The sequence below is a fragment of the Streptomyces sp. NPDC054887 genome (assembly GCF_053610585.1).
Window position 1 is genome coordinate 59,825 of the sequence record NZ_JBSGYQ010000036.1, and the last position, 23,142, is coordinate 82,966.

Annotated in this window: 14 protein-coding genes; 7 read left to right on the top strand and 7 right to left on the bottom strand. The window is 74.3% G+C overall.

Features of this window, described 5'->3' with window-relative positions; genetic code table 11:
• Window positions 1-150: 150 nt before the first annotated feature.
• Window positions 151-1,302 carry a hypothetical protein gene (locus ACWGH0_RS21095; protein ID WP_453405717.1) on the bottom strand — a complete coding sequence of 384 codons (1,152 nt, stop codon included), beginning with the start codon at window positions 1,300-1,302 and terminating at the stop codon, window positions 151-153.
• A gap of 479 nt (window positions 1,303-1,781) precedes the next feature.
• Between ACWGH0_RS21095 and ACWGH0_RS21100 the strand changes: the two genes are divergently transcribed.
• The 3 genes from ACWGH0_RS21100 (at window position 1,782) to ACWGH0_RS21110 (ending at window position 5,557) form a co-directional block, all read left to right on the top strand.
• Entirely contained in the window at window positions 1,782-3,272 is a 1,491-nt protein-coding gene (locus ACWGH0_RS21100) for an alpha/beta hydrolase (RefSeq protein ID WP_453405718.1), read from the top strand.
• Between the two features lie 351 nt (window positions 3,273-3,623).
• Entirely contained in the window at window positions 3,624-4,283 is a 660-nt protein-coding gene (locus ACWGH0_RS21105; protein ID WP_453405719.1) for a lysophospholipid acyltransferase family protein, read from the top strand.
• A 605-nt stretch (window positions 4,284-4,888) separates the two neighbouring features.
• Window positions 4,889-5,557, top strand: coding sequence for a hypothetical protein (locus tag ACWGH0_RS21110; RefSeq protein WP_453405720.1), 669 nt, complete (start codon window positions 4,889-4,891; stop codon window positions 5,555-5,557).
• Window positions 5,558-5,604: 47 nt separating this feature from the next.
• On the opposite strand, the gene ACWGH0_RS21115 is transcribed toward ACWGH0_RS21110, so the two are convergent.
• The 5 genes from ACWGH0_RS21115 to ACWGH0_RS21135 form a co-directional block, all read right to left on the bottom strand.
• Entirely contained in the window at window positions 5,605-5,958 is a 354-nt protein-coding gene (locus tag ACWGH0_RS21115; protein WP_453405721.1) for a VOC family protein, read from the bottom strand.
• Between the two features lie 74 nt (window positions 5,959-6,032).
• On the bottom strand, window positions 6,033-6,512 hold the full coding sequence (locus tag ACWGH0_RS21120) for a DUF6882 domain-containing protein (RefSeq protein ID WP_453405722.1): 480 nt from the start codon (window positions 6,510-6,512) through the stop codon (window positions 6,033-6,035).
• Window positions 6,513-6,555: 43 nt separating this feature from the next.
• Entirely contained in the window at window positions 6,556-7,782 is a 1,227-nt protein-coding gene (locus tag ACWGH0_RS21125; RefSeq protein WP_453405723.1) for a geranylgeranyl reductase family protein, read from the bottom strand.
• Between the two features lie 43 nt (window positions 7,783-7,825).
• Window positions 7,826-14,290, bottom strand: a complete 6,465-nt coding sequence (locus ACWGH0_RS21130; RefSeq protein ID WP_453405724.1) for an SDR family NAD(P)-dependent oxidoreductase — start codon at window positions 14,288-14,290, stop codon at window positions 7,826-7,828.
• Between the two features lie 340 nt (window positions 14,291-14,630).
• On the bottom strand, window positions 14,631-14,960 hold the full coding sequence (locus ACWGH0_RS21135; protein WP_453405725.1) for a nuclear transport factor 2 family protein: 330 nt from the start codon (window positions 14,958-14,960) through the stop codon (window positions 14,631-14,633).
• Between the two features lie 265 nt (window positions 14,961-15,225).
• Between ACWGH0_RS21135 and ACWGH0_RS21140 the strand changes: the two genes are divergently transcribed.
• Together ACWGH0_RS21140 and ACWGH0_RS21145 are read left to right on the top strand one after the other, a co-directional pair.
• Window positions 15,226-17,721 (top strand): AfsR/SARP family transcriptional regulator, encoded by a 2,496-nt coding sequence (locus ACWGH0_RS21140; RefSeq protein WP_453405726.1) that lies wholly within the window; start codon window positions 15,226-15,228, stop codon window positions 17,719-17,721.
• Entirely contained in the window at window positions 17,673-18,593 is a 921-nt protein-coding gene (locus ACWGH0_RS21145; protein ID WP_453405727.1) for a tetratricopeptide repeat protein, read from the top strand. Before ACWGH0_RS21140 ends, ACWGH0_RS21145 begins: the two co-directional genes overlap by 49 nt.
• Before the next feature lie 366 nt (window positions 18,594-18,959).
• On the opposite strand, the gene ACWGH0_RS21150 is transcribed toward ACWGH0_RS21145, so the two are convergent.
• Window positions 18,960-19,145 (bottom strand): hypothetical protein, encoded by a 186-nt coding sequence (locus ACWGH0_RS21150; RefSeq protein WP_453405728.1) that lies wholly within the window; start codon window positions 19,143-19,145, stop codon window positions 18,960-18,962.
• Window positions 19,146-19,872: 727 nt separating this feature from the next.
• Between ACWGH0_RS21150 and ACWGH0_RS21155 the strand changes: the two genes are divergently transcribed.
• Entirely contained in the window at window positions 19,873-21,264 is a 1,392-nt protein-coding gene (locus ACWGH0_RS21155) for a helix-turn-helix domain-containing protein (RefSeq protein ID WP_453405729.1), read from the top strand.
• Window positions 21,265-21,489: 225 nt separating this feature from the next.
• A partial coding sequence (locus tag ACWGH0_RS21160) for a condensation domain-containing protein (protein WP_453405730.1) occupies window positions 21,490-23,142 on the top strand: 1,653 nt, incomplete at its 3' end.

Genomic DNA, 23,142 nt, shown 5'->3' on the forward strand with positions numbered 1-23,142 from the left:
CCTTGTGTGGGGGGGGGGGGGGGGGGGGGGGGCCCCGCGCGCCGCCCGCCCCGCGGGGGGGGGGGGGGGGCCCCCCCGCGCCCCCCCCCCCCCCCCCCGCCACAGCGCCTCCACGTCGAGCGGGGCGCGGCGACGGCCTCGGCCCGTGCCCTACTTGCCGGGGTCCCGCAGGCGGCCGAACGCCTTCGTGAGGGCGTTCAGCGGCGAGCCGCCGGGCTTGACCGACACCGGCGCGGCCGGCCGGGGCACACCGCCGCCGCCGGTCACCTCGGCCAGCGCGGCATGCGCCGACTCGGCCGCCTCCCGGTAGAGGTCACAGGACTTCGTCATGGCGTCGAGCGCCTCGGCGTATCTGACGACCATGCTCCGGGCGTGGACCAGTTCCTCCTCCGGGGTCAGCAGGTGCCAGCCGTGGCGCAGCCGGTTCAGGGCCCGCTCGGCTTCTTCGGGCAGCGGCTGCGGCAGGGCGGCGAACGCCTGGACGGCGCGGGAGAGTTCCGTCGGTTCGGAACCGTCCAGGAAGACGCTGCGTACGGTGAAACGCTCCGGGTCGTACTCCGGATGGCGTGGTTCCGTAGGCAGGACGACGCCGCCGCCGCGCGGCAGCCGCACGTCCAGCTCCCGCTTCAGCGCGAAGTCGGCGATCTGCGCCTGCTCGGGTGTCCCCCGGTGCTCGACCACCCGGTGCCGCAGGCTCGGCGGCAGGAACACCGAGACGGGCTGGCGTCCCCTCGCGTCCGGCGTCATCGCCTCGTGCACCACGACATGGATGTACCAGCTGCCGCGGGTGCAGTCGCGCAGCCGGTGGCGCAGCTCGTCGTCGTCCTTCGGCAGGTGGTTCGCCGTCCGCAGGCGCACGCCCGGCACCGTGTCGTGGTCCCACGCGACGCGGTCGCTGTCGGGCCAGAACACGGTCGCGGGCGAGGGCCACCCCGGGTCCCACTTCTGCTCCGCCTCGGCGGCGAGGACCCAGGTGACGCCCTCGTCCTCCTTGCGCCGGGCCTCGGGGTCGTACGTCGTCAACTGCGCGCGCACGGTGACGTCACCGGCCACGCGCCAGCGGGCCTCGAAGAGGCGACGCGCCGACGGGCCGGGGTCGGCGGCCTCGTCCCGCGGGTGCAGGACGGTGGAGCGGGCCGCCTCGACGGGGTCGAGGTCCAGGAAGTCGTCGAGCACCCCGGCCGCCTTGAGGGCGGTCAGGTTGCGCCGCACGTCCTGCTCGGGCTCGGGCCCGAGGTGGCGCCCGCGTCCCAGCCACGCGGTGTCGGGGACGATGGTCGAAGAGCTGCGGTTCTTGGCCATGGCATCGTTCTGTGGGTGATCGGGGCCCGACCAGTATGGCCCCCGTGCCCTGGCCTGAAACCGGTGGCCCGGGCGCCCTGGGTACGCGCGATGCGGAGCGCCCCCCGTTGCGAGCGTCCACTGTCGGCCGCCGCGCGATGTCCGCACCACCGCGGCCCGGTGCTGTGCGCGGACCGCGTTCACCTCAACGAGGGAGGCGTGCACGCCGCAGACTGCCGGCGAGGGCCCCCTGCACCGCGCACGCATGCCGGACCTGTGCCGGTTTCCGCCCCTGGCCGGCTCCTGGCCCATGGCCCCTGGCCTTTCGGGTCGCTGTGCCACGGCCGCGCGAAACCTGCCCGTCCTCTCCGGCGGACCACCGCCGGATGGCACCGCGCCGGCACATACGACCGCAGGAGGAGTCCCGCTACCTTCCGCGGTCGCACGCGGACATGCCCCGGGCTGCGACTCCGGTCGCATGCGACGGCGACCCGGGGCCGATGTGCCGGCGCGTGCCCCGCCATGAGGATGGCCGGGTGACCGAGATCATCGCGGGGCTGTACATGTCCCCTCCGGAAATTCTTGCCCTGCTGAGTGCCGTCGCGCTGGTGGTGGCGCGCTGGCTTCCCCCCGCTGCCCGGCCACGCGTCACGATCGCGGCGGGGGCGGTTCTCGTGCTGTCCGCGACCGTGCTGAGTGTGCTGGGGATCCGCTGGCAGATACTGCCGGTGCTGGCGGGCGCTGCCGTCGCCCTGCCGTTCGCCCTCTCTCCCCTGCTGCGACGCCGTACCGGCCGGCCGGCGTGGCGGGCCCGATGGTGGCTGGCGTTGCCCGGGTCGGTGGCCTGCGTCGGCCTGATCGCCACGGGCCCGGTGGCCTCCTGGGCCTTGCCCGTACCCGTCTTCCCCGAGCCGTCGGGCCGTTTCGCGGTCGGCACCCGCGTGGTGCAGTGGACCGACCCACGCCGCCCCGAGACCTTCACCGCCGATCCGCACGACCGCCGCACGGTCGTGGCTCAGCTCTGGTATCCCGCGCGGAAGAGCCCCGCAGACACGCGGCGGGCCCAGTACCTCGGACGCACGGAGCACGAGGCGCGCACCGTTTCCGAGGCCCTCGCCCGCGCGGTCGGCCTGCCCGGCTTCCTCGTCGACGGCGTCCCGCGTGCCCGCACCCACTCGGTCTTCAACGCCCCGGTGGCCGACGGGGGCGGACGGTTCCCGGTCGTGCTGTTCTCTCCCGGATCGGGCGGAGTCCGTACCCAGAACACCGCCTGGGCGGAGGAACTGGCCAGCCAGGGCTACGTGGTCGCCGCCCTCGACCACCCGTACGACTCCGCCGCCGTCGTTCTCACCGACGGCCGAACGATTCGCACCCGGACCACCTCCACCGGCGACCGGGAGAAGGACACCGCGCTGTCGGCCGGTTGGACGGCCGTGCGGGCGGCCGACCTCAGCTTCGTCCTCACCCGGCTGGACCGTCCAGGCCGAGGCGATGTCGCCGGGTCGCTGACCGGACGCCTGGACACCGGCCGGGTCGCGGTCACCGGCCACTCCATGGGTGGTGCCGCCGCCCTGCAAGCAGCCCGGCAGGACCACCGGTTCGACGCCGTCATCGATCTGGACGGCTATCCCCACGGCCCCACGTCCCCCTCCCTCCGCCGGCCGACGCTCGCGCTCACCCAGGCCATCACCTCCGGAACCGACCGGCGCTACATACCCCGCCTCACCAAGGCCCTCCGGTCCAACACCATGAAGAGCTACCGGCTCACCGTCCCCGGCGCCGCGCACCTCTCCTTCATGGACGGCCCCTTGTACCTGCCGCCGGTGCCCTCGGTAGTCGGCTCCCTGGGCCGCGCCGAGAGCCCCGACGTCGTCGCCGCGACCACGCTCGCCTTCCTGGACACCACCCTGCGACAGAAACCCGGTGACCTGGCCGGCGTTCTGTCGGCCTACGGGGACCTCAGCGTCCACCGGCCGGGCGAGAGCCGCTGATCAGCTGTGCCGCGGCAGCCGAAGGCACGGCCGTTCTCCTCGCCGGCCGCAATGCCGTCCACGGTGCGGTTCTGCAGGCGCCGGACCCGGCACACCGTCCCGCAGACAGACCCCAGGACGGGCCGCACGGTCACCTCACGCGATCCGTAGGCCGGACCCTGCCCGTGTCGGCGGGCACGAAGGGTGTGGAACAGCGGCACCTGCGCGGCGCGCGACCGGGCGTGGACCGGCGCGCATACTCGGCCGTCGCGCCGCGGATACGGGGGCGGACATGAGTACGACGACTCAGGCCGCCCGCCGGTCGCGGCGCGACGATGGTGATCACCTCGACGCCCGAACCGCAGGAGTGCCGTGCTCAGCCGCATCGCCGCCACCGTCGTTCCCTTCCTCGGCCGCTTGACGACCTCGGCCGACCTGGCCGCCGTCCCGGCCCCCGCCATCCTCGTGGCGAACCACACCTCTCTGGCGGACCCCGGCATCGTGCTCGCCGCCCTGCGCCGCATGGACATCGAGCCCGTCGTACTCGCCACCGCTGGCCTGTGGCGCATCCCGGTCCTGAGCCACCTCCTCGACCACGGCGGCCATGTCCCGGTGCACCGCCGCACCAGCCGTGCCGCCGAAGCCCTGGAATCCGCGGTCGCCGCCCTCGAAGCGGGCCGCCACGTGCTTATCTACGGCGAGGGGCGCATCCCGCCGCGCAGGGACGCGGCCGAAGCGGCTCCCGAAGCCTTCCGCAGCGGGCCCGCTCGGCTGGCCGCCGCCTCCGGTGCCCCCATCGTCCCGATCGGCCAGGCCGGCGCGCGCCGGGTCACGTCCGGCAGCCCCGCCAAGCAGGTGGCCGGTCTTCTCACCGCGCCCGCCCGGCGCCCGCGCCTGCACGTGCACGTCGCCGCCCCGCTCCACCTGCCGGCCGGGATCACGTCGGCGAGCGCCGCCGCGCACCGAGCCGTCACCGCGGCCTGGCGCACCGCCGCCCAGCACCTCGGCGAGCCCGCCGCCCTCGCGGCCTGAGCCCCGGGCGGAAACGGTTCCAGCACCCCGTAGCCAGCCCTCCGGAGCTCACCTCCCAGCCGCTGGACCTGCCGGTGTCGCCCCACGAGGTGCACGCCCCGACCCTCTACACCGCCGAGCCGGGCACCGCCTCCGAGGACGGGCTCAAGCTGCCGGTGAGCTGGGCGGCGACCCGGTAGTAGCGGCCCCTCGGCGCGGCACTCCCGACTTCGCCCCCCGATCAGCGGCGGTTCGGCAGAATCGACGAACGGCAGACGGACGGCCGCGGATCGGCTCACACTGGGCGGGCGACGCGCGACGGACGAGCCGTCAGCGGGCCTCGCCGCGTCGGTGCCGGGCGTCGTCCAGCGCGGACCATGCCCGATCGTGAGGAGCACGAACCGATGAAGTATCTACGAGGGACCGCTGCTGTCATCGGAGTAGTACTGCTGTGTGCCACCGCAGCTTGCGGTCAGGCCCCGGAGGCCGGCAAGGACAGTGACCATGGTGGCTACGTCATCGATGACGGCTCCGCATCCCCCGGATCACAGCCTGCGTCGCCGTCGCAGAGTATGGGGTCGCCGAGTTTGGTCCACGCCGCAACCGATTACGTCTCGGAGTTCGACGTGACGCGATCCGACGGAACGACATACACGGTCACCGCCAGCACAGGAAAGCTGCGCCGGGCGCGGCAATGGCTCGCCACCGGCAACCGGTTCATGGACTACGCGAAGGCGATGCAGGACCGGACCGGCGCTGTCGCCGTCCTGGGCGACATCAATGGGTGCGGCGAAGACGTGGACCTCGCCAGCAGCAGTCGCGACGCCGTCATGCCCTTCGAACTGGGCCTGACCGACCGTACGTCGGGCGGCTTCACGGCCGAGCCGGAGATCTGCATCGACGCCCGGAAGGGCGAGAACCTGCTCATGTCGACGGACAACGTCTCGCTCATGTACGAGCGGAACATCGCCGGCGAGTACAGCTGCTCCGCGACAGAGGGAGCCGGTGTCCAACCGGGAAGTTCGCTCGGTGGCCTGGCCTCCGGCTCGAACGCCACGTCACCGGGGTGGATCATCCTGAAGGACTACTACTCGCCCAACAAGCCGAGTGGAGATCCGGCCAGGTTCGAAGGAGTGAAATTGTCCTTCGCCGTGGAGGACGGTGGCTTCGACACCGTCTACGACAAGGAAGACGGCCACTTCACCGTCGTGCGCGAACGGGACGCCACGGCGGCGGACGGCAGCACGTACACCTCTCGCGTCGAGATGAACCTGCTGGGTTCGGGCAGGAACTGAGCAGCCGCACGCCGGTCGCAGACAGCAGGCCGTTGCGCGAGGGCCGGTTACCGACGCCGTTCGCCCAGGACGCAGAACTCGTTGCCTTCCGGGTCTGCCAGTACGACCCACGGCTGGTCACCCTGGCCGATGTCGACACGCCGTGCGCCATGAGCGATCAGACGGGCCACCTCGGCGTCCTGGTCGTCGGGCCGGAAGTCGAGGTGCAGTCGGTTCTTCACCGTCTTGCTCTCGTCCGCCCGGCCGAAGAGCAGCCCCGGCAGGCGATCCGGCCGCGGGCGGATCTCGAACTCCTCGGCGGAGGCGTCGACCACCACCCAGCCCAGCGCCTCGGCCCACCACTGCCCCAGGGCCACCGGATCCGCCGAGTCGACGATTACCTGCTCCCATTCCAAGGTCATCGGCCGACCTTAGACGTGCCGGCGGTTCGAGAACAGCATCCGGACGAGCGCCTCGTCGCGGACGGCACCGGCGCCTACTCGCACAGCACCAAGTCGTGGAGCAGGAAGTGGAGCTGCGCGTCGTCGGTCGAGTCCACCCACAGCCCCTCCGCGTCGAGCACCGACGCCGCGACCGTCCGTGCCTCGGCGACGAGCTCCGGGTGGTGGTCGAAGCCCGGCCACGGCAGGACCGGGTAGTCGTTGGCCTCGCCGAAGCGCCGTACCCGCTCGATGTCGCCCCGTACCGCCGGCGGCAGGGACTCGTTCGCCCAGGACCACAGCCAGGTCTGCTGGGCGAGGCTCACGCTGCCGATCAGCGTGAGCCGACCGGTGAGGAACACCTTCCCTTCGCGCGACCACACGATCCGTGCGTCGTCCATCGACCAGTGGTACTGGACGTCACCCGACAGTCCGAAGCGCTCGACCATGAGGGTCTGGCGCGACCGGGCGCGTTCGCGGGCGGCGAGCACGACCTCTTCCCAGCCGGAGTGGTCGTGCCGCGAGCCGTCGTCCATCGTGCCTCCAGGTACATGACTGTCGGCAGGATCCTCTCACCACTCAGCGAGCGAGCGGTGCCCGAGAGGGGGTCCTCGCGGACGGGACGGGGAGCCGGGTGGCCAGGGCGGCGGCGGTGCGTCCCAGGGGCGTGGCCATGATCCCGGCGACGCTGGTGCGGCCGGCGATGTAGGCGTCGAGACGGCGCCACGCGGGAGGCAGCCGGGTGAGGGCGGTGTGGGCGAGGCCGGGGCTGCGGACGAAGAGGTCCATCAGCGCGCTGCTGGCGCGCATTTCGACGCCGAGGACCTCGTCGATCTGCCGTCCGTAGTGGTCGGCGGCGGTACGGGCCTCCGCCTCGCCGGCGGCGGCGAGCCGCACGGCGGCGTGACCGGCCATGCCCCCGGAGCGAAGGGCGTAGGAGATTCCCTCCCGTGACCAGTGGTCGACGAGGGCCGCGGCGTCGCCTGCGACGAGTACGCGTCCACGGGCCAGCGGGGAGTCGGAGCGCCGGCAGCGGGTCAGGTGGCCGGTGTCGTGGAGGGGGCGGGGGCCGAGGAGTCCCTGGCGGCGGAGGAAGTCCTCCTTGTAGGCGCGCAGGGCGACGGGGTTGCCGCGCGCGGACACCACTCCGGCCGTGCAGACGTCGCCCTTGGGGAAGACCCAGCCGAACGAGCCGGGCAGCGGGCCCCATTCCATCAGGACCCGGCCCCGCCACCGGTCGGCCGTCCGGTCGTCGACCGGCACTTCGACCTCCAGGGCGAGGTCGACCTGGGCGCACACCACTCCTACGTACCGGGCGACTCTGCCGGCGCTGCCGTCGGCGCCGACGACGGCACGGGCGCGGAGGGTGTCGCCGCGGCCGGTCCGCACCACGACTGTGTCGCCCTGTTGCTCCAGGCCGGTCAGCGCGGTGCTGTCCCGCACCTGCGCGCCCGCCGCGGCGGCGGCTTCGGTCAGTGCCGCGTCGAGTTCGCTGCGGTAGACCAGGGCGCAGGTCGGTGTGCCGCAGGCGAGGGTGCGTTCCGCGCGGCCGTTGTGGGCGAAGGTGAAGCGGCCGGCGGTGTCGTGGATTTTCAGGGGCAGACCGGGTGGCAGAGCGGCGAGGGAGGCTCCGACGAGGCCGCCGCCGCAGGTCTTGTAGCGGGGGATGGCGGCGCGTTCCAGCAGGAGCGTCTCGCAGCCGTTCTCGGCGGCGACGCGGGCGGCGGTGGCGCCGGCCGGGCCGGCGCCCACGACGATCACGTCCCAGGTGCGGGGCGCGGGGGTGGGGGCGGAGGGAGGGTGCATGCGGGGACCGCCTGGTGGTCGGGTAACGGGCGTGTGGAGTCGGTCAGTTGGAGTCGGCCGGCGAGGTGACGGCCGGTTCCGCTGCTGGTCCGGCGTCGTCCTGTGGCTGCTCGGGGTGGAGGCGGGCCAGGAGGTAACGGGTGAGCACGGAGGCCGTCGGGTGCGTCCACATCACCGTGGTGGGGATGTCCAGGGCCAGTTCGCGCTGGAGGCGGTTGCGCAGGGCGATGGCCATGAGCGAGTCCAGGCCGAGTGTGACCAGGGACGTGTTGGCGTCGAACCGGTCGGTCGCCAGGCGAAGCACGGCGGCGATGTGCTCGACGACCTGGGGCCGAAGGATTCGCTCACGCTGCTGGGGACCGGCCGCTTCCCGCAGGGACTCCAGCAGGGCGCTGCGGTTGCCGGTGGAGTCCGCGGGGCCCGCCGCGGCGGTCAGTTCGGCGAAGAAGGCGGTGCGGGCGGTGTCGGGGTAGGACTCCAGCCAGTGCGGGAGGTCGACGGGCGTGTACGCGGTGCGGTCACGGTCGTGGGCGAGGACGCGTTCGAGGGCGGCGATGCCTTCTTCGGGCGCGATCATGGCGTAGCCGCGCTCCGCCATGGTGGCGCCGCGGCCGACCTCCGCCCACGGGCCCCAGTTGACGCAGGTGGCCGGCAGGCCGTGGGCCCGGCGCCAGGAGGTGAACTCGTCCAGCCAGGCGTTGGCGGCGGCGTAGGCGCCCTGCCCCGGGTTGCCCAGCAGGGAGGCGGCCGAGGAGAAGGTCACCCACCAGTCCAGGTCCTGGCCGGTCGTGGCGTGGTGGAGCAGCCAGGCGCCCGTCGCCTTGGGGCGCCAGACCTTGTCCAGGAGGTCCGGGGAGAGGTTGGCGACGGTGGCGTCCTCGACGACGGCCGCGGCATGGACGACGCCGCGCAGGGGGTGGCCCGTGTCCAGGGCGGCCCGTACGAGGGTGTCGGCCACTCCCGGTTCGGCGAGGTCCCCGCACACGACCTCGACGCGGGTGCCGAAGTCCGCGGTGACGGCGTCGAGGGCGGTACGGGTGGCCGCGCCGGGCGTGCCGCGGGAGGTGAGCACCACGGCCCCGGCGCCGCGTTCGGCCAGCCATCGGGCGACCAGGAGTCCCAGCCCGCCGAGTCCGCCCGTGACCAGGTAGCTGCCGTCGGGCCGCACGACGGCCGCGTCCTCGGGGCGGACGGGCAGGGTGGCGGAGCCCTCGGTGGGCCAGGTGAGCACGAGTTTGCCGGTGTGCCGGGCGGAGGCCATGGTGTGGAAGGCCGACGACGCCTCGGCGACGGGGTGGTCCGTGACGGGCAGCAGCGGCAGGGTGCCGTCCGCGAGCATGCCGGCCAGTTCGCGGTAGCCCTCGGCCAGCGGTCCGGGGTCCTGCCGCATCATCATCAGGATGTCGACACCGGCGAACGTGACGTTGCGGCGGAAGGGCAGCAGCCCCAGCCGGGTGTTGGCGTAGACGTCCCGCTTGCCGAGTTCGAGGAAGCGGCCCCGGTGTGCCAGCAGGTCCAGGCCGGCGGCCTGCGCCGGGCCGGTCAGGGAGTTGAGCACGATGTCGACGCCGCGGCCGTCGGTGAGGTCGCGTACCCGGTCGGCGAAGTCCAGGGTGCGGGAGTCCATGACGTGCCGCACGCCCAGGTCGCGCAGGTACGCCCGCTTGGCCTCGCTGCCCGCGGTGGCCCAGACCTCGGCTCCGGCGGCCCGCGCGAGGTTCAGCGCGGCCAGGCCGGTGCCGCCGCTGGCGGAGTGGATGAGCACGCTCTCCCCCGGCCGGATCCGGGCGAGGTGCCGCAGGGCGTACCAGGCGGTCAGGTAGGCGCACGGCAGGGCGGCGGCGTCCTGCGCGCTCACCGCGTCCGGAACCGGCAGGAGGCAGTCGGCGCGGACGACGGCGAAGGACGACATGACGGCGGACCCGGTCCCGTCCACGAACATGGCGGCCACGCGGTCGCCCTGCCGCACGTCCCGGACACCGTCACCGACGGCGGTGACGACGCCCGCGCCGTCGAACGCGCAGACGTCCTCGCTCTCCTCGCCGGCGTTGAAGCGCTGGTAGACGCCCAGGGCCTGGAGCACGTTGATGAAGTTGACGCTGGTGGCGTCGATCCGGATCTCGACCTCGCCGGGCCCGGGCCGGCGGCGGGGCCGGGCGACGAACTCGAAGGAGTCCAGGTCCCCGGGGCGTGCGAGGTGCAGGGCCACCGGGTCGCGCCCGTGGTCGACGGTGGTGCGGCGGCGGTCCCGCTCGCCGAGCGGCGCGTTGCGCAGCCGGGCCAGGTGACGGGTCCCGTTCCGGTGGGCGATCTCGTCCTGCTCGCCGGGGCAGGACAGCAGCTCGGCGGCCACGTCCTCGACCGGCGTCCGCGGACCGGCGTCCAGGACGGAGGGGCGCAGTTCGGGGTGCTCGTAGCTCAGGACCCGTACGAGCCCGCGCAGACCGGCCTGTCCCAGGTCGGGCCGGTCCCCGGGCAGGACGTGCTGCGCGGTACGCGTGACGGTCCACAGGCGCGGCGGCGTTCCGCCCGCCGACGCCAGGGCGCGGGCGGTCTCCGCCAGGCGGGCCACCTGCGCCCGTGCCCGGTGGTCGGGTGACAGGCCGTCGGCCGCCGTGCCGGCCGCCGGCAGGTACACCACTGCCTGCGGCGGCGGGCCGCCGGTCCCCGGGGGCGCCACCGGTACGGCACGGTCCGGGGCGGGCGTCCGGACCGTCACTTCGGCCCCTCCCTTCTCCAGGGCCTCCCGCAGGGCGGCCGCGTACGGCTCGCACCCGGCTTCGGCGAGGAGGATCCACGGTCCGGTCGCCGGTTGCTCGGCCGGACGGTCGCAGGGCTCCCACGACGCGCGGAGCAACCGGCGGGCGAAGCGCTCCTCGGCGCTCTCGGCGGGTACGTGGCGGAACTCCACTCCGGTGGCGTCGGCGCTCACGGAGCCGTCGTCGGCCCAGAGCCGGAAGTCCGCCGTGTACCGGTCGCCTTCCACGCCCGTGAGGGTGACCAGGCAGTACCCGTCGAGCGGGACCGTCCCGTACAGCCGCAGCGCCCCGATGCGCCGGGGCAGGATGCCGCCGGCGGGCACGGCGCCCGTGCGCAGTACGGCGCCCGCCACGGCCTGGAGGCACGTGTCCAGCGCGACGGGATGGCAGTGCAGTGCCTGCGCTCCGGCCCGGCCCTCGTCGGGCACCCGGACGCGGGCCAGGAGGCGGGCGCCGGCGCGGTCCGCCGGCGTCCCGTCCGTGTGCAGTGCCCCCAGGCCGAGGAACGGCGTGCCGTGGTGCACGCCGCGCTCCTCGCGCATCTGCCGGTAGACGTCCGCCGCGTCGACGGGGTGCGGGAACCGGGCCAGCAACTGCTGCGGGTCGCAGCCGTCCGGGGCCCGGTCCTCTTCCGGTGCCACGTGCAGGGTCGCCCGGGCGTGCTGGACGCGGGCGCCGTCGGACGCCGTGCTGACCACCCGCCAGCGGGCGGCGCCGGGCCCGGACGCCTCGGCGGTGGCGGTGAGGGAGGTGCCGTCGGACGCCGGCAGCAGCAGCCGCTGGAGGTCGACGCCGGTGACGCGCACCCGCTCCGGACCGGTGGCGTACAGGTCGGTGGCGGCGGCGACGGCCATCTCGCAGAGCGCCGCGCCGGGTACCACCACGACGTCGTTGACGCGGTGCGCGTCCAGCCACGGGAGAGTCGCCGGGCCGACCCGGGTCTGCCACAGGTGGCGGCCCTCACCGTCGGGGTCGGCGGTGTGCGGTCCGGTGAGCGGGTGGGCGGCGGCGGTCGTGCGGGGGCCGGTCGACTGCCGCAGCGGCGAGGGCTCGACGACGTACCGCGTGCGCTCCCAGGTGGTCGTCGGTACGTCGGCCAGGGCCCCGTCGCCGTAGCGGTCGGCCCAGTCCAGGGGGTGTCCGGCGCAGTGCAGCGCCGCCACGTGCGTGTGGAACGCGAGAGCGTCGTCGGTGTCGCGCAGGAGGGAGGGCACGACGGCGGTGCCGGTGTGGCCGTGGGCGGCGAGCGTGGCCTGCACCGGGTGGGTCAGTACGGGGTGGGGGCCGATCTCCACGAACAGCCGGTGCCCGTCCTCGGCAGCGGCCCGTACCGCGTCGGTGAAGCGCACCACCCGGCGGAGGTTGTCCGCCCAGTACGCGGCGTCGAAGGCGGGGTGTGCTCGCGGGTCGTCGGTGACGGTGCTGTAGAACGCCGTTCCCGGCCGCCCGCCGGTGACGTCGGCCAGCGCGTCGGCGAGGTCGGGCAGGATGGGGTCCATGTGGGCGGTGTGCGAGGCGACGTCCACCTCGATCACCCGGATGCCGACACCGCGCGCGTCCCACTCCTCGGCGAGGCGGCGGATGCGGTCCGCGTCCCCGCCGACGACAGTGCTGTCCGGCGACGCGACGACCGCGACGCTCACTCCCCGTACGTCCTGTTCGGCCAGCAGGCGTTCGACCTCGGCGCGCCCCAGGGCGACCGAGGCCATCAGTCCCTGCCCGGCGGTCCGCAGGATCAGGCGGGAGCGGCGGCAGATGACCCGAACGCCGTCCCGGACGCCCAGCGCTCCCGAGGCCACCGCGGCGGCGACCTCCCCCATGGAGTGGCCGATCACGGCCGCCGGTTCGACGCCCCGGGACCGCCACATGGCCGCCAGGCCCAACTGGACGGCGAAGATCACCGGCTGCACCCGGTCGAACCCGGTCACCACCTCGGGCCGGCGCAGGGTCTCACGGAGGGAGAAGCCGGACTCCTCGGCCACGAGCGGTTCGAGTTCGTCGACGACCCGGGTGAACTCCGCTTCGCGGTCCAGCAGTTCCTGGCACATGCCGGCCCACTGCGAGCCGTGCCCGGAGAAGACCCAGACCACGCCCTGCCCGGCGTCCGGCACCACCCTGCCGGTCGCCGCCCCGGCGGCGGGCGCCGTCCCGGCCGCCAGCTCCTCCAGCCGTGCCACCAGCTCCGCGCGGCCGGCGGCGACGACGGCGGCGCGCTCCCGGGCGGGCGAGCGCCGTACGGCCAGGGTGTGCGCCACGTCGGCCAGCGGGACCTGCGCCCCCTCCCCCTTCAGCCACTCGGCCAGGCGGCGCGCGGCCGACCGCAGCGCGCCGGGCGTGCCGGCGGACAGCGGGAACTCGCGCAGGGCTTCGCTCTGTCGCGGACCCGCGGCGCCGGGCAGTCGGGGAGGGGCCGTGTGCCGGGCGGGGCGGGACGCCGGGGGCTCCTCCAGTACGACGTGGACGTTGGTGCCGCTGATGCCGAAGGAGGACACGGCGGCCAGCCGTGCGCCCTTGCGCACCGGCCACTCGGTGGTGTCGGTGGGGACGAACAGCCGGGTGCCGCCGGCGTCGATCTGGGGGTTCCAGCGGTTGAAGTGCAGACTGGCCGGCACGGTGCCGTGCCGCAGCGACGCGACGGCCTTCAGCAGGCCCGCCACACCGGAGACCGGTTCGGTGTGGCCGATGTTGGTCTTCACCGAGCCCAGCGCGCACCGGTCACGGCCCTTGCCGTAGACGGCGGCCACCGCGGCGAACTCGATGGGGTCGCCCACCGCCGTGCCGGGGCCGTGCGCCTCGACCATGCCGACGTCACCGGCCTCGACGCCCGCGCGCTCCAGTGCGAGGCGGTAGAGGTCGATCTGCGCCGGCTCCGAGGGCGCGCTCAGCCGCGTACCCCGGCCGTTCTGGTTGACGGCCGTGCCGCGCAGCACCGCGAGGACCCGGTCCCCGTTGCGCACGGCGTCCGACAGGCGCTTGAGCACGACCACGCCGCAGCCCTCTCCGCGTACGTAACCGTCGGCCGCGGCGTCGAAGGCGTGGCAGCGGCCGGTGGGCGAGAACACCCCCCACAGCGCGGGTGCGATGACGCCCTCCGGCCCCAGGGTGAGCATGGCGGCTCCGGCGAGGGCGATGTCCGACTCGCCGGTCCGCAGGCTCTGGCAGGCCGAGTGCACGGCGAGCAGCCCGGAAGCGCAGGCACTCTCCACGACGACCTGCGGGCCTCTCAGGTTCAGCATGAACCCGACGCGGCCGGGGCCGATGCTGTCGAACCCGGTGTACATCGCGTAGGCGTTGACCTCTTCCAGAGGCCGCTGCACCCGCAGCATGTAGTCCTTCTGGTAGATCCCGAAGAACATGCCGGTCGGCGTGCCCGACAGGCGCTGGGCGGGGATTCCGGCGTGCTCGATCGCCTCCCAGACCACTTCGGAGAGCAACCGGTGCTCCGGGTCGACCCAGGGCGCCTCCTGCGCGTTGATGCCGAAGAACTCCGGCTCGTAGGCGTAGACGTCGTCGTCCAGGAAGCAGCCGTAGCGCAGCCGGGCGGCGACCTGGGCGGGCAGAGCGGCCAGTTCCGACTGCTCCCAGCGTTCGGCGGGCACCTCCCGCATCGTTTCCCGGCGCGCCATCAGCAACCGCCACAGCGAGGTGAGGGAGCGCACCTCGCCGGGGAACCGGCAGGCGGCTCCGACGATCGCGACCGGCTCGTCCTGGCCCGCCCCGGGCTCTTCGACGCCGGGTTGTACATGCATGAGCTGCCCGTCCTTCGCTGCGCGGCGACCGGAGACGGCCGGCTCCCGGCCCGCTCTCCGCAGCGTCGTCAGACCGGTTCTGCGACGCAGGGCCATTTCGGCATGCGGACCGAACGCGAGCCAAGGACGTACTGACCGGCGGCGGTAGCGCGTCGGAGGGCGGACAATGCCCCAACGCACCGGGTTCAGCCGGTTGGGCGGGCGCTTAGACGATTATCGCCGTCAACCGGGGCGGCCCGTACGGCAGTCGGGGGCGTCCCGCAGGTGCCAGGTGACGTCGCCGCCGGCCCTGGTCGGGAGGGCGGCGGGCGGCTCCTCACCGGTTCCGGGCGGTCCGGGTTCAGTGGGTGGAGCGCCGCGGGTGGGCGTCGTAACGGCGGCGGGTGCGGAGCATGCCCTCCTCGGAGAGGGTGAACACGTCCACGAAGTCGACCTGTTGGGGGGTCAGCCGGCCGATCGCGACCACGCAGTCGCCGGAGGCGACGATGCGGTCGATGTGGTGGCGACAGCCCGGTGCCGGGTGCTCCAGTCGCGCGTCCTCGTGGAGCAGCGACGAGAAGCCGTCCAGGTCTCCGGCGTCGAGGTAGTGATAGGCGAGCCGCACGTGGTCGACCCCGGAGTCGGTGATGAGACTGCTGGGCGGCAGCCGCCGTGCTTGCCGACTGTTCATGGCGAGTCCTTTCGTACGTCCGCCTCCGGCCCGGCGGCGGCAGACACCACCGTGCTCCGGCGTCGCAACCCCGCACTATCGCGGGCTTATCACCACCACGAAATCTCCACACCGTTTACAAGTACGGAGACGATCGGGAAAACTACAGTCCGCACACGCGTCTTGCAGGTCATTTCCGCTGCGAATCGGTTGGTTTGGGGCGTGTTCCTTGCTGGGAGAAACAGTGAACGTATCGCCCGGCCGGGGTTCTCGTACCCCTGACACCGTGGTTTTCCGCATACTCGGACCGCTCCATGTGCAGGGCCCGCACGGGCAGGTGCGCATTCCGCCCGGGCGTCAGGAGGTGATCCTGGCCGCCCTCCTGCTGGAGGCGAACCGGGTCGTGAGCACCGACTACCTGGTCGACCTGATCTGGCGGAACGAGCCGCCGGACACCGCCAGGACCCAGGTCCAGATCTGCGTGTCCCGGTTACGGAAGCTGTTCGGCAAGGAGGAGATCTCCGCGGCCATCACCACCCGGCCGCCCGGGTACGTCCTCAGGACCGAGGACGGCTCGGTCGACGCGGTGCTGTTCGGCCGGCGCATCGCCGACGCGCGGCTGCTCGGAAGACAGCCCGGCGGGGCGGCCGAGGCGGTCGAGCTGCTGCGCGCGGCGGGCGGGTTGTGGCAGGGGGACTGCCTGAGCGGACTCTCCAGCGAGACCCTGCGCAGCAAGGCGCGCCAGCTGGACGAGGAGCGGCTGACGGCCGCCGAGAACCGGATCGACCTGGAACTCGAACTCGGCCGGCACCACCAACTGGTCGGGGAGATCCAGTTGCTGGTGCACGAGCATCCGCTGCGGGAGCGGCTGCGCGGCCGCCTGATGCTGGCCCTGTACCGCTCGGGCCGGCAGGTCGAGGCGCTGGACGTCTACCGGGTCGGCCGGCAGTTGCTGGTGGAGGAGCTCGGGCTTGAGCCCGGTGGGGAGCTGCGGCAGCTGGAGTCCGCGATCCTCGCCGGTGACGTCCCGCCGCCCGGGCTGGCGGGACCGGGCGCGGGCGGCCGGCCGGGCACGCCCACGGGGCAGGGGGCCGCGTCGGCGGGAAGCACCGCCGGAAGCGGGGCGCCGCACGGGGGTACGAGCGGTTCCGGCGGGGCGGACGGTTCGGGGCGCGTCCTCGTCGGCGCGGTGTTTCCCGGTCCGGCGGGCCACGGCGGGCTCTTCGCGTCCGTACCCGACGAGACGCTGTTCGGGTCCGTGGCCGGCCAGGACCACGAGGCGGGCGGCGGTGCGCAGTCCGGCACGGCGCCCGGGGCCGGGGTCACGGGCAGCGGTGGGGGGTCCGGCACGGCTGCCGGTACGCGGGCGGGCCCGGGCGGTACGCCCGCCGCGCCGGCCCGGGAGGTCGCGGGCAATGTCCCGGGGCTGGGCGTGTCCACCGGCACTCCCGAGCCGGCGGGCCGGCCTGCCGGCGGAGGCACGGGCGGCGTCCCGGCGCCCGTGCCGGCCGCCGACGTACCACGGCAACTACCGGCCGACACAGCCGACTTCGTCGGTCACGGGGAGCGGATCTCGGTCATCGAGAAGACCCTGCTGGGCACCGGCGAGCGCCGGGCCGTGGGGCTCGTCGTCATCGTCGGCAAGCCGGGGACGGGCAAGTCCACCCTGGCCACCCACATCGCGCACCGGGCCGGTGAGCGGCACTTCACCGACGGTCAGCTCTACTGCGACCTGCGCGGCACCAGCGGAGCTCCGGCGACGGCGGGCGAGGTGCTGGGCCGGTTCCTGCGCGCCCTCGGCATCCCCGGGCCGGTCATCCCCGACTCCTTGGACGAACGGGCCGAGATGTACCGGACCCTGCTCGGGTCCCGGCGGGTGCTGGTGGTGCTGGACGACGCCGCGTCCGAGAGCCAGGTACGCCCACTGCTGCCAGGGGCCGGGAGCTGCGCGGTGCTGGTCACCAGCCGCGTGCGGATGACCGGGTTGCCGGGGGCACACCGGGTGGAGCTCGACGTACTCGGCACGGATGAGGCCATGGAACTGCTCGTCCGGGTGATCGGTGAGGAGCGGGTGGCGGGTGAACGGGTCTCGGCGGAGGCGCTGATCCGGACGGTGGGCGGGCTGCCGCTCGCCCTGCGGATCGTCGCGGCCAGGCTGGCCGCCCGGCCGCACTGGACGCTGGCCTCGATGGTGCACCGGCTCGCCAACGAGCGGCACCGGCTCGACGAGCTCACGCACGGCGAGATGACGATGCGGGCGAGCCTGTCCCTGACCCACGACGGGTTGTCCCCGGCGGACCAGCGGTTGTTGCGACTGCTCAGCCTGGCCCGTGGGCCGAGCCTGCCCGGCTGGCTGGCCGGGGCGCTGCTCGACGACGGGCGCCCGTTCCCTTCGGACCTGCTCGAACCGCTGGTCGACGTGCAGATGCTGGACGTGGTCGGCATGGAGTCCACCGGCGGATTCCGGTACCGCTTCCACGAGATCATCCGGGTGTTCGCACGGGAGCAGCTGGCCGCGCACGACGACCCGGCGACCCAGTCGGCGGCGCTGCGCCGGATGATGGGCGGCTGGATGGCGCTGGCCGAGGTGGCCCACCGGCGGATCTACGGCGGGGACTTCACCGTGCTGCACGGCACGGCCCCGCGCTGGCTGCCGCCGGCGGCGCACGTGGACGAGCTGCTGGCCGACCCCCTGGAGTGGCTGGACAGCGAGCACGCCAACCTGTGCAGGCGGTGGAGCACGCGGCCGCCGAGCAGCTCGACGAGGTGTGCTGGGACCTGACGACCACGCTGGTCACGCTGTTCGAGACCCGCGGGTATCTCGATCACTGGGAGCGTACGCACCAAGTGGCGCTGGGCGCCGCCCGGTCCGCCGGGAACCGGCGGGGCAGCGCCGCCGTACTGGCGTCCCTCGGCTCGCTGTACCTGAGCCGCAGTCAGCACGAGGAGGCGCGGGCGGCGCTGTCCACGGCGCTGGGGCTGTTCACCGAGATCGAGGACCGGCAGGGGCTTGCCCTGTGCCACCGCGACCTGGCTCTGCTGGAACGTTTCCGCGGCAATGAGCACCAGGCCCTGGAGCTGTACGACCGGGCCCTGCGGGACTTCGACCTGGCGGGTGACGTGGTGGGCCGGGCGATCGTGCTCACCCAGAGCGCGCAGATCTGGATGCTGCGGGGGCAGAGCGCCGCCGCGCAGAGCAGGCTGGACGAGGCCCTGGGCATCTACCGGTCGGTCAGGTACACCGGCGGCCAGGCCAGGACCCTGCGCAGGGCCGGGCAGTTGCAGCAGCGGCAGGGGGAGATCACCCGTGCGGTCGCTACGTTCACCGAGGTGCTGGAACTGTGCCGGGACACCGGGGACGTCATCGGCGAGGGCCACCTGCTGCGCGACCTCGGACTGGCCCACGCGGGGCTGGGCCATGTCGCCGAGGCCCGCGCGTGCCTGGACCGGGCGCTGAGCATCCGGGAGCAGATCATGGACCAGGGCGGGGCGGCCATGGTGCGGCTCGACCTCGCGCGGCTGCTCACGTCGGACAACGGTCCGGGTGACCGCAACCGGTCGCGGGAACTGCTGCACAGTGCGGTCCGGGCGTTCCGCGACCGGCGGATGGAACCGGAACTCGCGGAGGCGCAGCGGCTGCTGGCCGGGGGCTGAAGCGGCCCCGGGCGGCGCGGAGGGCGGGGCGTCCGGGGGTACGGGGGCCGGCGGACGGGGCGCGGGGGCGTCGCGACGGAAGCCGGTGGGGTGGTGTGCGGTGGTCGCCGTCGGACGGAGGTGGCCGGGCGGGGCAACCGCGAACGAAGCCGGTGGGGTGGCCGTGGGGCGGCGCGGGCCGGGGACCACTCGGCGCTGTCCTTCGAAGGCCGTCCACGACTCCGGAGGCCGGGCCCGGGAAAGGTTCCGGGTGCCGCGGTGGACACGGAGGGCGGGGGACGGGTCCCGGGGCGGTGGGCTGGTTCGCGCGGCCCCGGGATCTCCCGTGCGCGGTCGGTACGGGCAGCGGCGGCCGGTACCGCGGCGTCAGTCCCAGGGGTTGTTGTCGCTGGTGGTGGTCGGCGTGGGGGTCGCCTCCTGCGGGGCGGAGGTGCCGGTCGTCCCGCCCGCCGGGGCGCCCTCGTCGGCCAGGGCCGCCTGGGTGCCGAGCAGAGCCGCGCCGGCCAGGGCGACGGTGACGACGGCGGCGCGGAGGGCGTGGGCGAGAGCCATGGGATTTCCCTTCGGTCGGGGCGTCCCCGCCGGGTTGCGGGGGCGTCTCCTTCTTCGTGGGCACCACGCTAGGAACGGCGGGAATCCCCGAACCGGCCCTGCTCCTATCACGCAGTTATCACGGCGCCGGTGACGGACAGCGGGGTGATCGGCGCCGTTGCGCGGGATGCCGGACGGACGGCACGGCTCCGCTCTCGCGGGGCCCGGCCGGGGCTTCCGCACCTCTCCCCCGGCCGTGGGCCGACCTGCTCGCGTGCCCCCCGGCCAGGCCGCGACAACCGGTTCTGACCTGCCCGTTCGGCATCCGCGAGGTGCGATGCGGCGGTGGCCGCGCGGTACGGGGACGCGTCCGCGTCGCACAGCACGCCCTCCTGCGCCGGCGTTCCGCCGCGAGGTGCCACCCGTGATAGCGGACGTGCCTCCGCGCGCCGTCCCCACCACGACTGCCGCCCCTACGGACGCCGCGAGTTGGTCCCAGGGCCGGCGGCTGGGGCAGCCTCCAACCTCACACACCACACCCGTCACAGAGGCACCACTGCGTCCCTCCATCGGGCCAGGCCCGTGCCGCAACGGTCACGGGGTCGTACGGCCCGTCCGGACCCGTGATAGCGGGGCGGTCACCTGCCGCCCCGCAACGCCTGTCGCGGTGAGCGGCCGGACGATGGTGACGCGATAGCGCGCTCCCGAGGATGAGACGTGTCCCTCCTCACCACCCCCGGGAGCACGCATGAACCCCACCGTCGCAGCCGGCCCCGCCCAGGACACGCAGGTCGGCGCACTGATACGGGCCCACAGGCTGCGCATCGGACTGACGCAGCGGGAACTCGCCGACCTGTCCACCATCAGCGTGCGGGCCATCCGCGACCTGGAGCACGGCCGCGCGAGACGGCCCCGCACGGACACCGTGCGGCTGATGGCGGACGCGCTGCGGCTGGGCCCGCGGGCCCGGGCCGCCCTGGAGGACGCCGCGCACCTGGGCCGGGCCATGGGCGTCACCGCCGGGCCGCCCGCCCCGCCGGGCGCCCCGCAGCCGCTGCTGGGCCGGAGCACGGAGACCGACACCCTGGTACGGGAGCTCTCTCCGGACGGCGGGGAACGGCTGACGCATCTGGTGGGACTGCCCCAAGTCGGCAAGACGCGGGTCGCGCTCGCCGTCGCGGCGCGGCTGCACGGCGCCGGGATGCCGGTCCTGTGGCACGCCTTTCCCGGCGCGGCACGCGAGTACCTGCCCACGGAACAGGGGGTATGGACGGAGCTCACGGACCGGCTGGTGGCCGGGCTGTACGGGGAAGAGCCCGGCGCCGCGAGCGCCGAGCCGGCGGGTGGACTCCTGGGCGAGGGACCGGTCCTGCTGGTCCTGGACGGCGCCCCGGCCGGAGCGCCCCGCTTCGACCGGATGACCCGGCTGCTGCACGACGTACCGGGACTGCGCCTGCTGGTGACCTCCGACGAACCGTGGCAGGCGCCCGGTGAACGGCTGTTCCTGCTGTGCCCCCTGCCGGCGCCGGCGACCGGGGGCAGCGGGGCGGGCGGGTCCGGCCCTGCGGCGGCCCCGGGGGACGAGGGGGAGCCGGCGGTCCGGATGTTCCTCGACCAGGTGCGGCGGGTGCGGCCGGAGCCGGCCGCGACCGGTGCGGACCGGGAACGGGCGGCACGGATCTGCCACCTCCTGGACGGACACCCGGGGGCGCTCTCCGCCGCCGCGTCCTGGCTGGTCGTGTCCGACCTGGCGGCGCTGTGCGAAACGCTGGAGGCCGACCCGACAGCGTTCCTCGACCACCTCGGCGGTCGTGACGACTGCCTGCGCGCGTCCCTGCGGGACCGCATCGGCCGGCTGCCCGCCGGGCCCCGCGCCCTGCTGACCGCCCTGTGCGCCGCGCCGGGCGAAGGCGGGAGCGCGGACGTGACCGCCGGCGACAGCTTCCGGCTGCCCGAGCTGACGGCGCTCACCGGGCGCAGCCTGCCGGAGTGCGGGCGGCTGCTGCGCGAACTGCTCCTGTCGGGTCTGGTGCGCGCCGCTCACGAGGAGGGCGCTTCCCACTTCCGGGTGCCCCCACTCGTACGGGCCCTGGTGCCCGGTGCGGCAGTGTGCGCGCCGCAGGCAACTGCCGCCGTCTGAACTGCTCCCGGAGCGCCGGAACAACTGCCGCCCGGGGCCCGGACCCCCGGATTGGATGGGCGTACGCCGGAAGGCCGGGCACCCGGCCGCCCCGTACTCCCGGCGGTCCGCACCACCGCGGCACCCGGTTCGGCGTACCGCGTCTTCGACCCCCCGTCCCGGGCCCGCCGGGCCGAGCCCGTCCTGCCGAGCACGAACCGACACCGTCCCCCGAGGAGCCCCCGCATGTCCCCCAAGGCGTCTGTACGGCTGCCGCTGTCGGCGGCCCAGCGCGACATCTGGCTGGCCCACGCGCTGGACCCGACCGGCCGCCGCTACAACGTCGGCGAGTACCGGGAGATGCGTGGTCCGGTCGATCCGGAGCTGGTGCGGGCCGCGTTCCGGCAACTGGCCGTGGAGACCGACGCCATGCGGATCCGGGGCATCGGCGCCGACGAGGACGAACCCTGGCAGCAACTGCACGCCGACCCGGGCGACCAGGAGCTGACCGAGGTGGATGTCAGCGGCGCCGGGGATCCGGCCGCCGCGGCGCGGGCCTGGATGGCGGCCGAGCTGGCCCGGCCCTTCGACCTGGCCTCGGACTGGCTGACCCGGCACGCGCTGGTGAAGGCCGGTGAGGAGCTGTGGTTCTACTTCCACGGCTTCCACCACCTGGTGATCGACGGGGCGGGGCTGGCCATGCTCGACGCCCGACTGGTCGAGTTGTACGCGCACGCCGAGGCCGGGGAGCCGTGGAGCCCCAGCCCGTTCGGGTCGCTCACGGAAATGCTCGCGCAGGAGGCGGCCTACCGGGCCTCGGACGACGCGGTCACGGACCGGGCGTACTGGACGGAGCGGCTGGCCGACCTGCCGCCGTCCCCGCGCATCGGCGGTGGGCGGTCCGCGCCCGTTCCGGCGGACTCCCTGCCCTTCGTCCGGCGCACGGTGACGCTCCCCGCGCAGTACGCGCAGCGGCTGCGGGAGACCGCCCGCGCGCACCGGGCGCCGTGGACGATGATGGTGATCGCGCTGGTCGCGGCGTACGTACGGCGGGCCTCCGGGAGCTCCGGCGACGAGTTGGCCCTGGCGCTGCCGGTGACCGCGCGGACCACCGAACTGGCCCGCCGTACACCGGGCATGATGTCCAACATCATCCCGCTGCGGCTGACGGTCCCGGCGGAGACGACCCTGACGGCACTGCTGAAGTCGGTGGTCCAGGAGACCCGGCAGGGGCTGCGCCGGCAGCGGACCCGGTTCGAGGAGATGGGCCGCCGCGCGGAGCCGGGCCCGGACCGGGCGGGGGCGACGGCCCGGCCGCCGACCTCGCTCCAGGTGAACATCATGGCGTTCGCGCCCGGCATGCGGTTCTTCGGTGTGCCCACCACCCAGCACAATCTGGGGAACGGTCCTGTGGAGGACCTGGCGGTGGCCGTCTACGACCTGGGGCCGGAGGACGGGCTGCGGATCGACTTCGACGCGGCGCCCGAGGTGTGCGACACCGCGTCGGTGGCCGCGCACCAGGACCGCTTCGTCCGCTTCGTCGGAAGCATGCTGAACACCACCGAACTACCCTTGCTCGACGTCGAGTTGCTGGACGAGCGGGAGTCGCGCCTGGTGCTGGGCGAGTGGGCGGGCTCTTCGGTGCCGGTCGACGACCGGCCGCTGACCGAGCGTTTCGAGGAGCAGGCGCGACTGCGGCCGGAGGCCACGGCCGTCGTCTTCGGCGATCAGCGGCTCTCGTACGCGGAGCTGGACGCACGCGCCAACCGGCTGGCCCACCACCTGCGGGACACGACGGGTCTGGGGCGCGGTCAGCTCGCGGGCGTCCTCCTGGACCGGTCGGCGGAACTCGCCGTCACCATCCTCGCGGTGCTCAAGTGCGGAGCCGGATACGCCCTG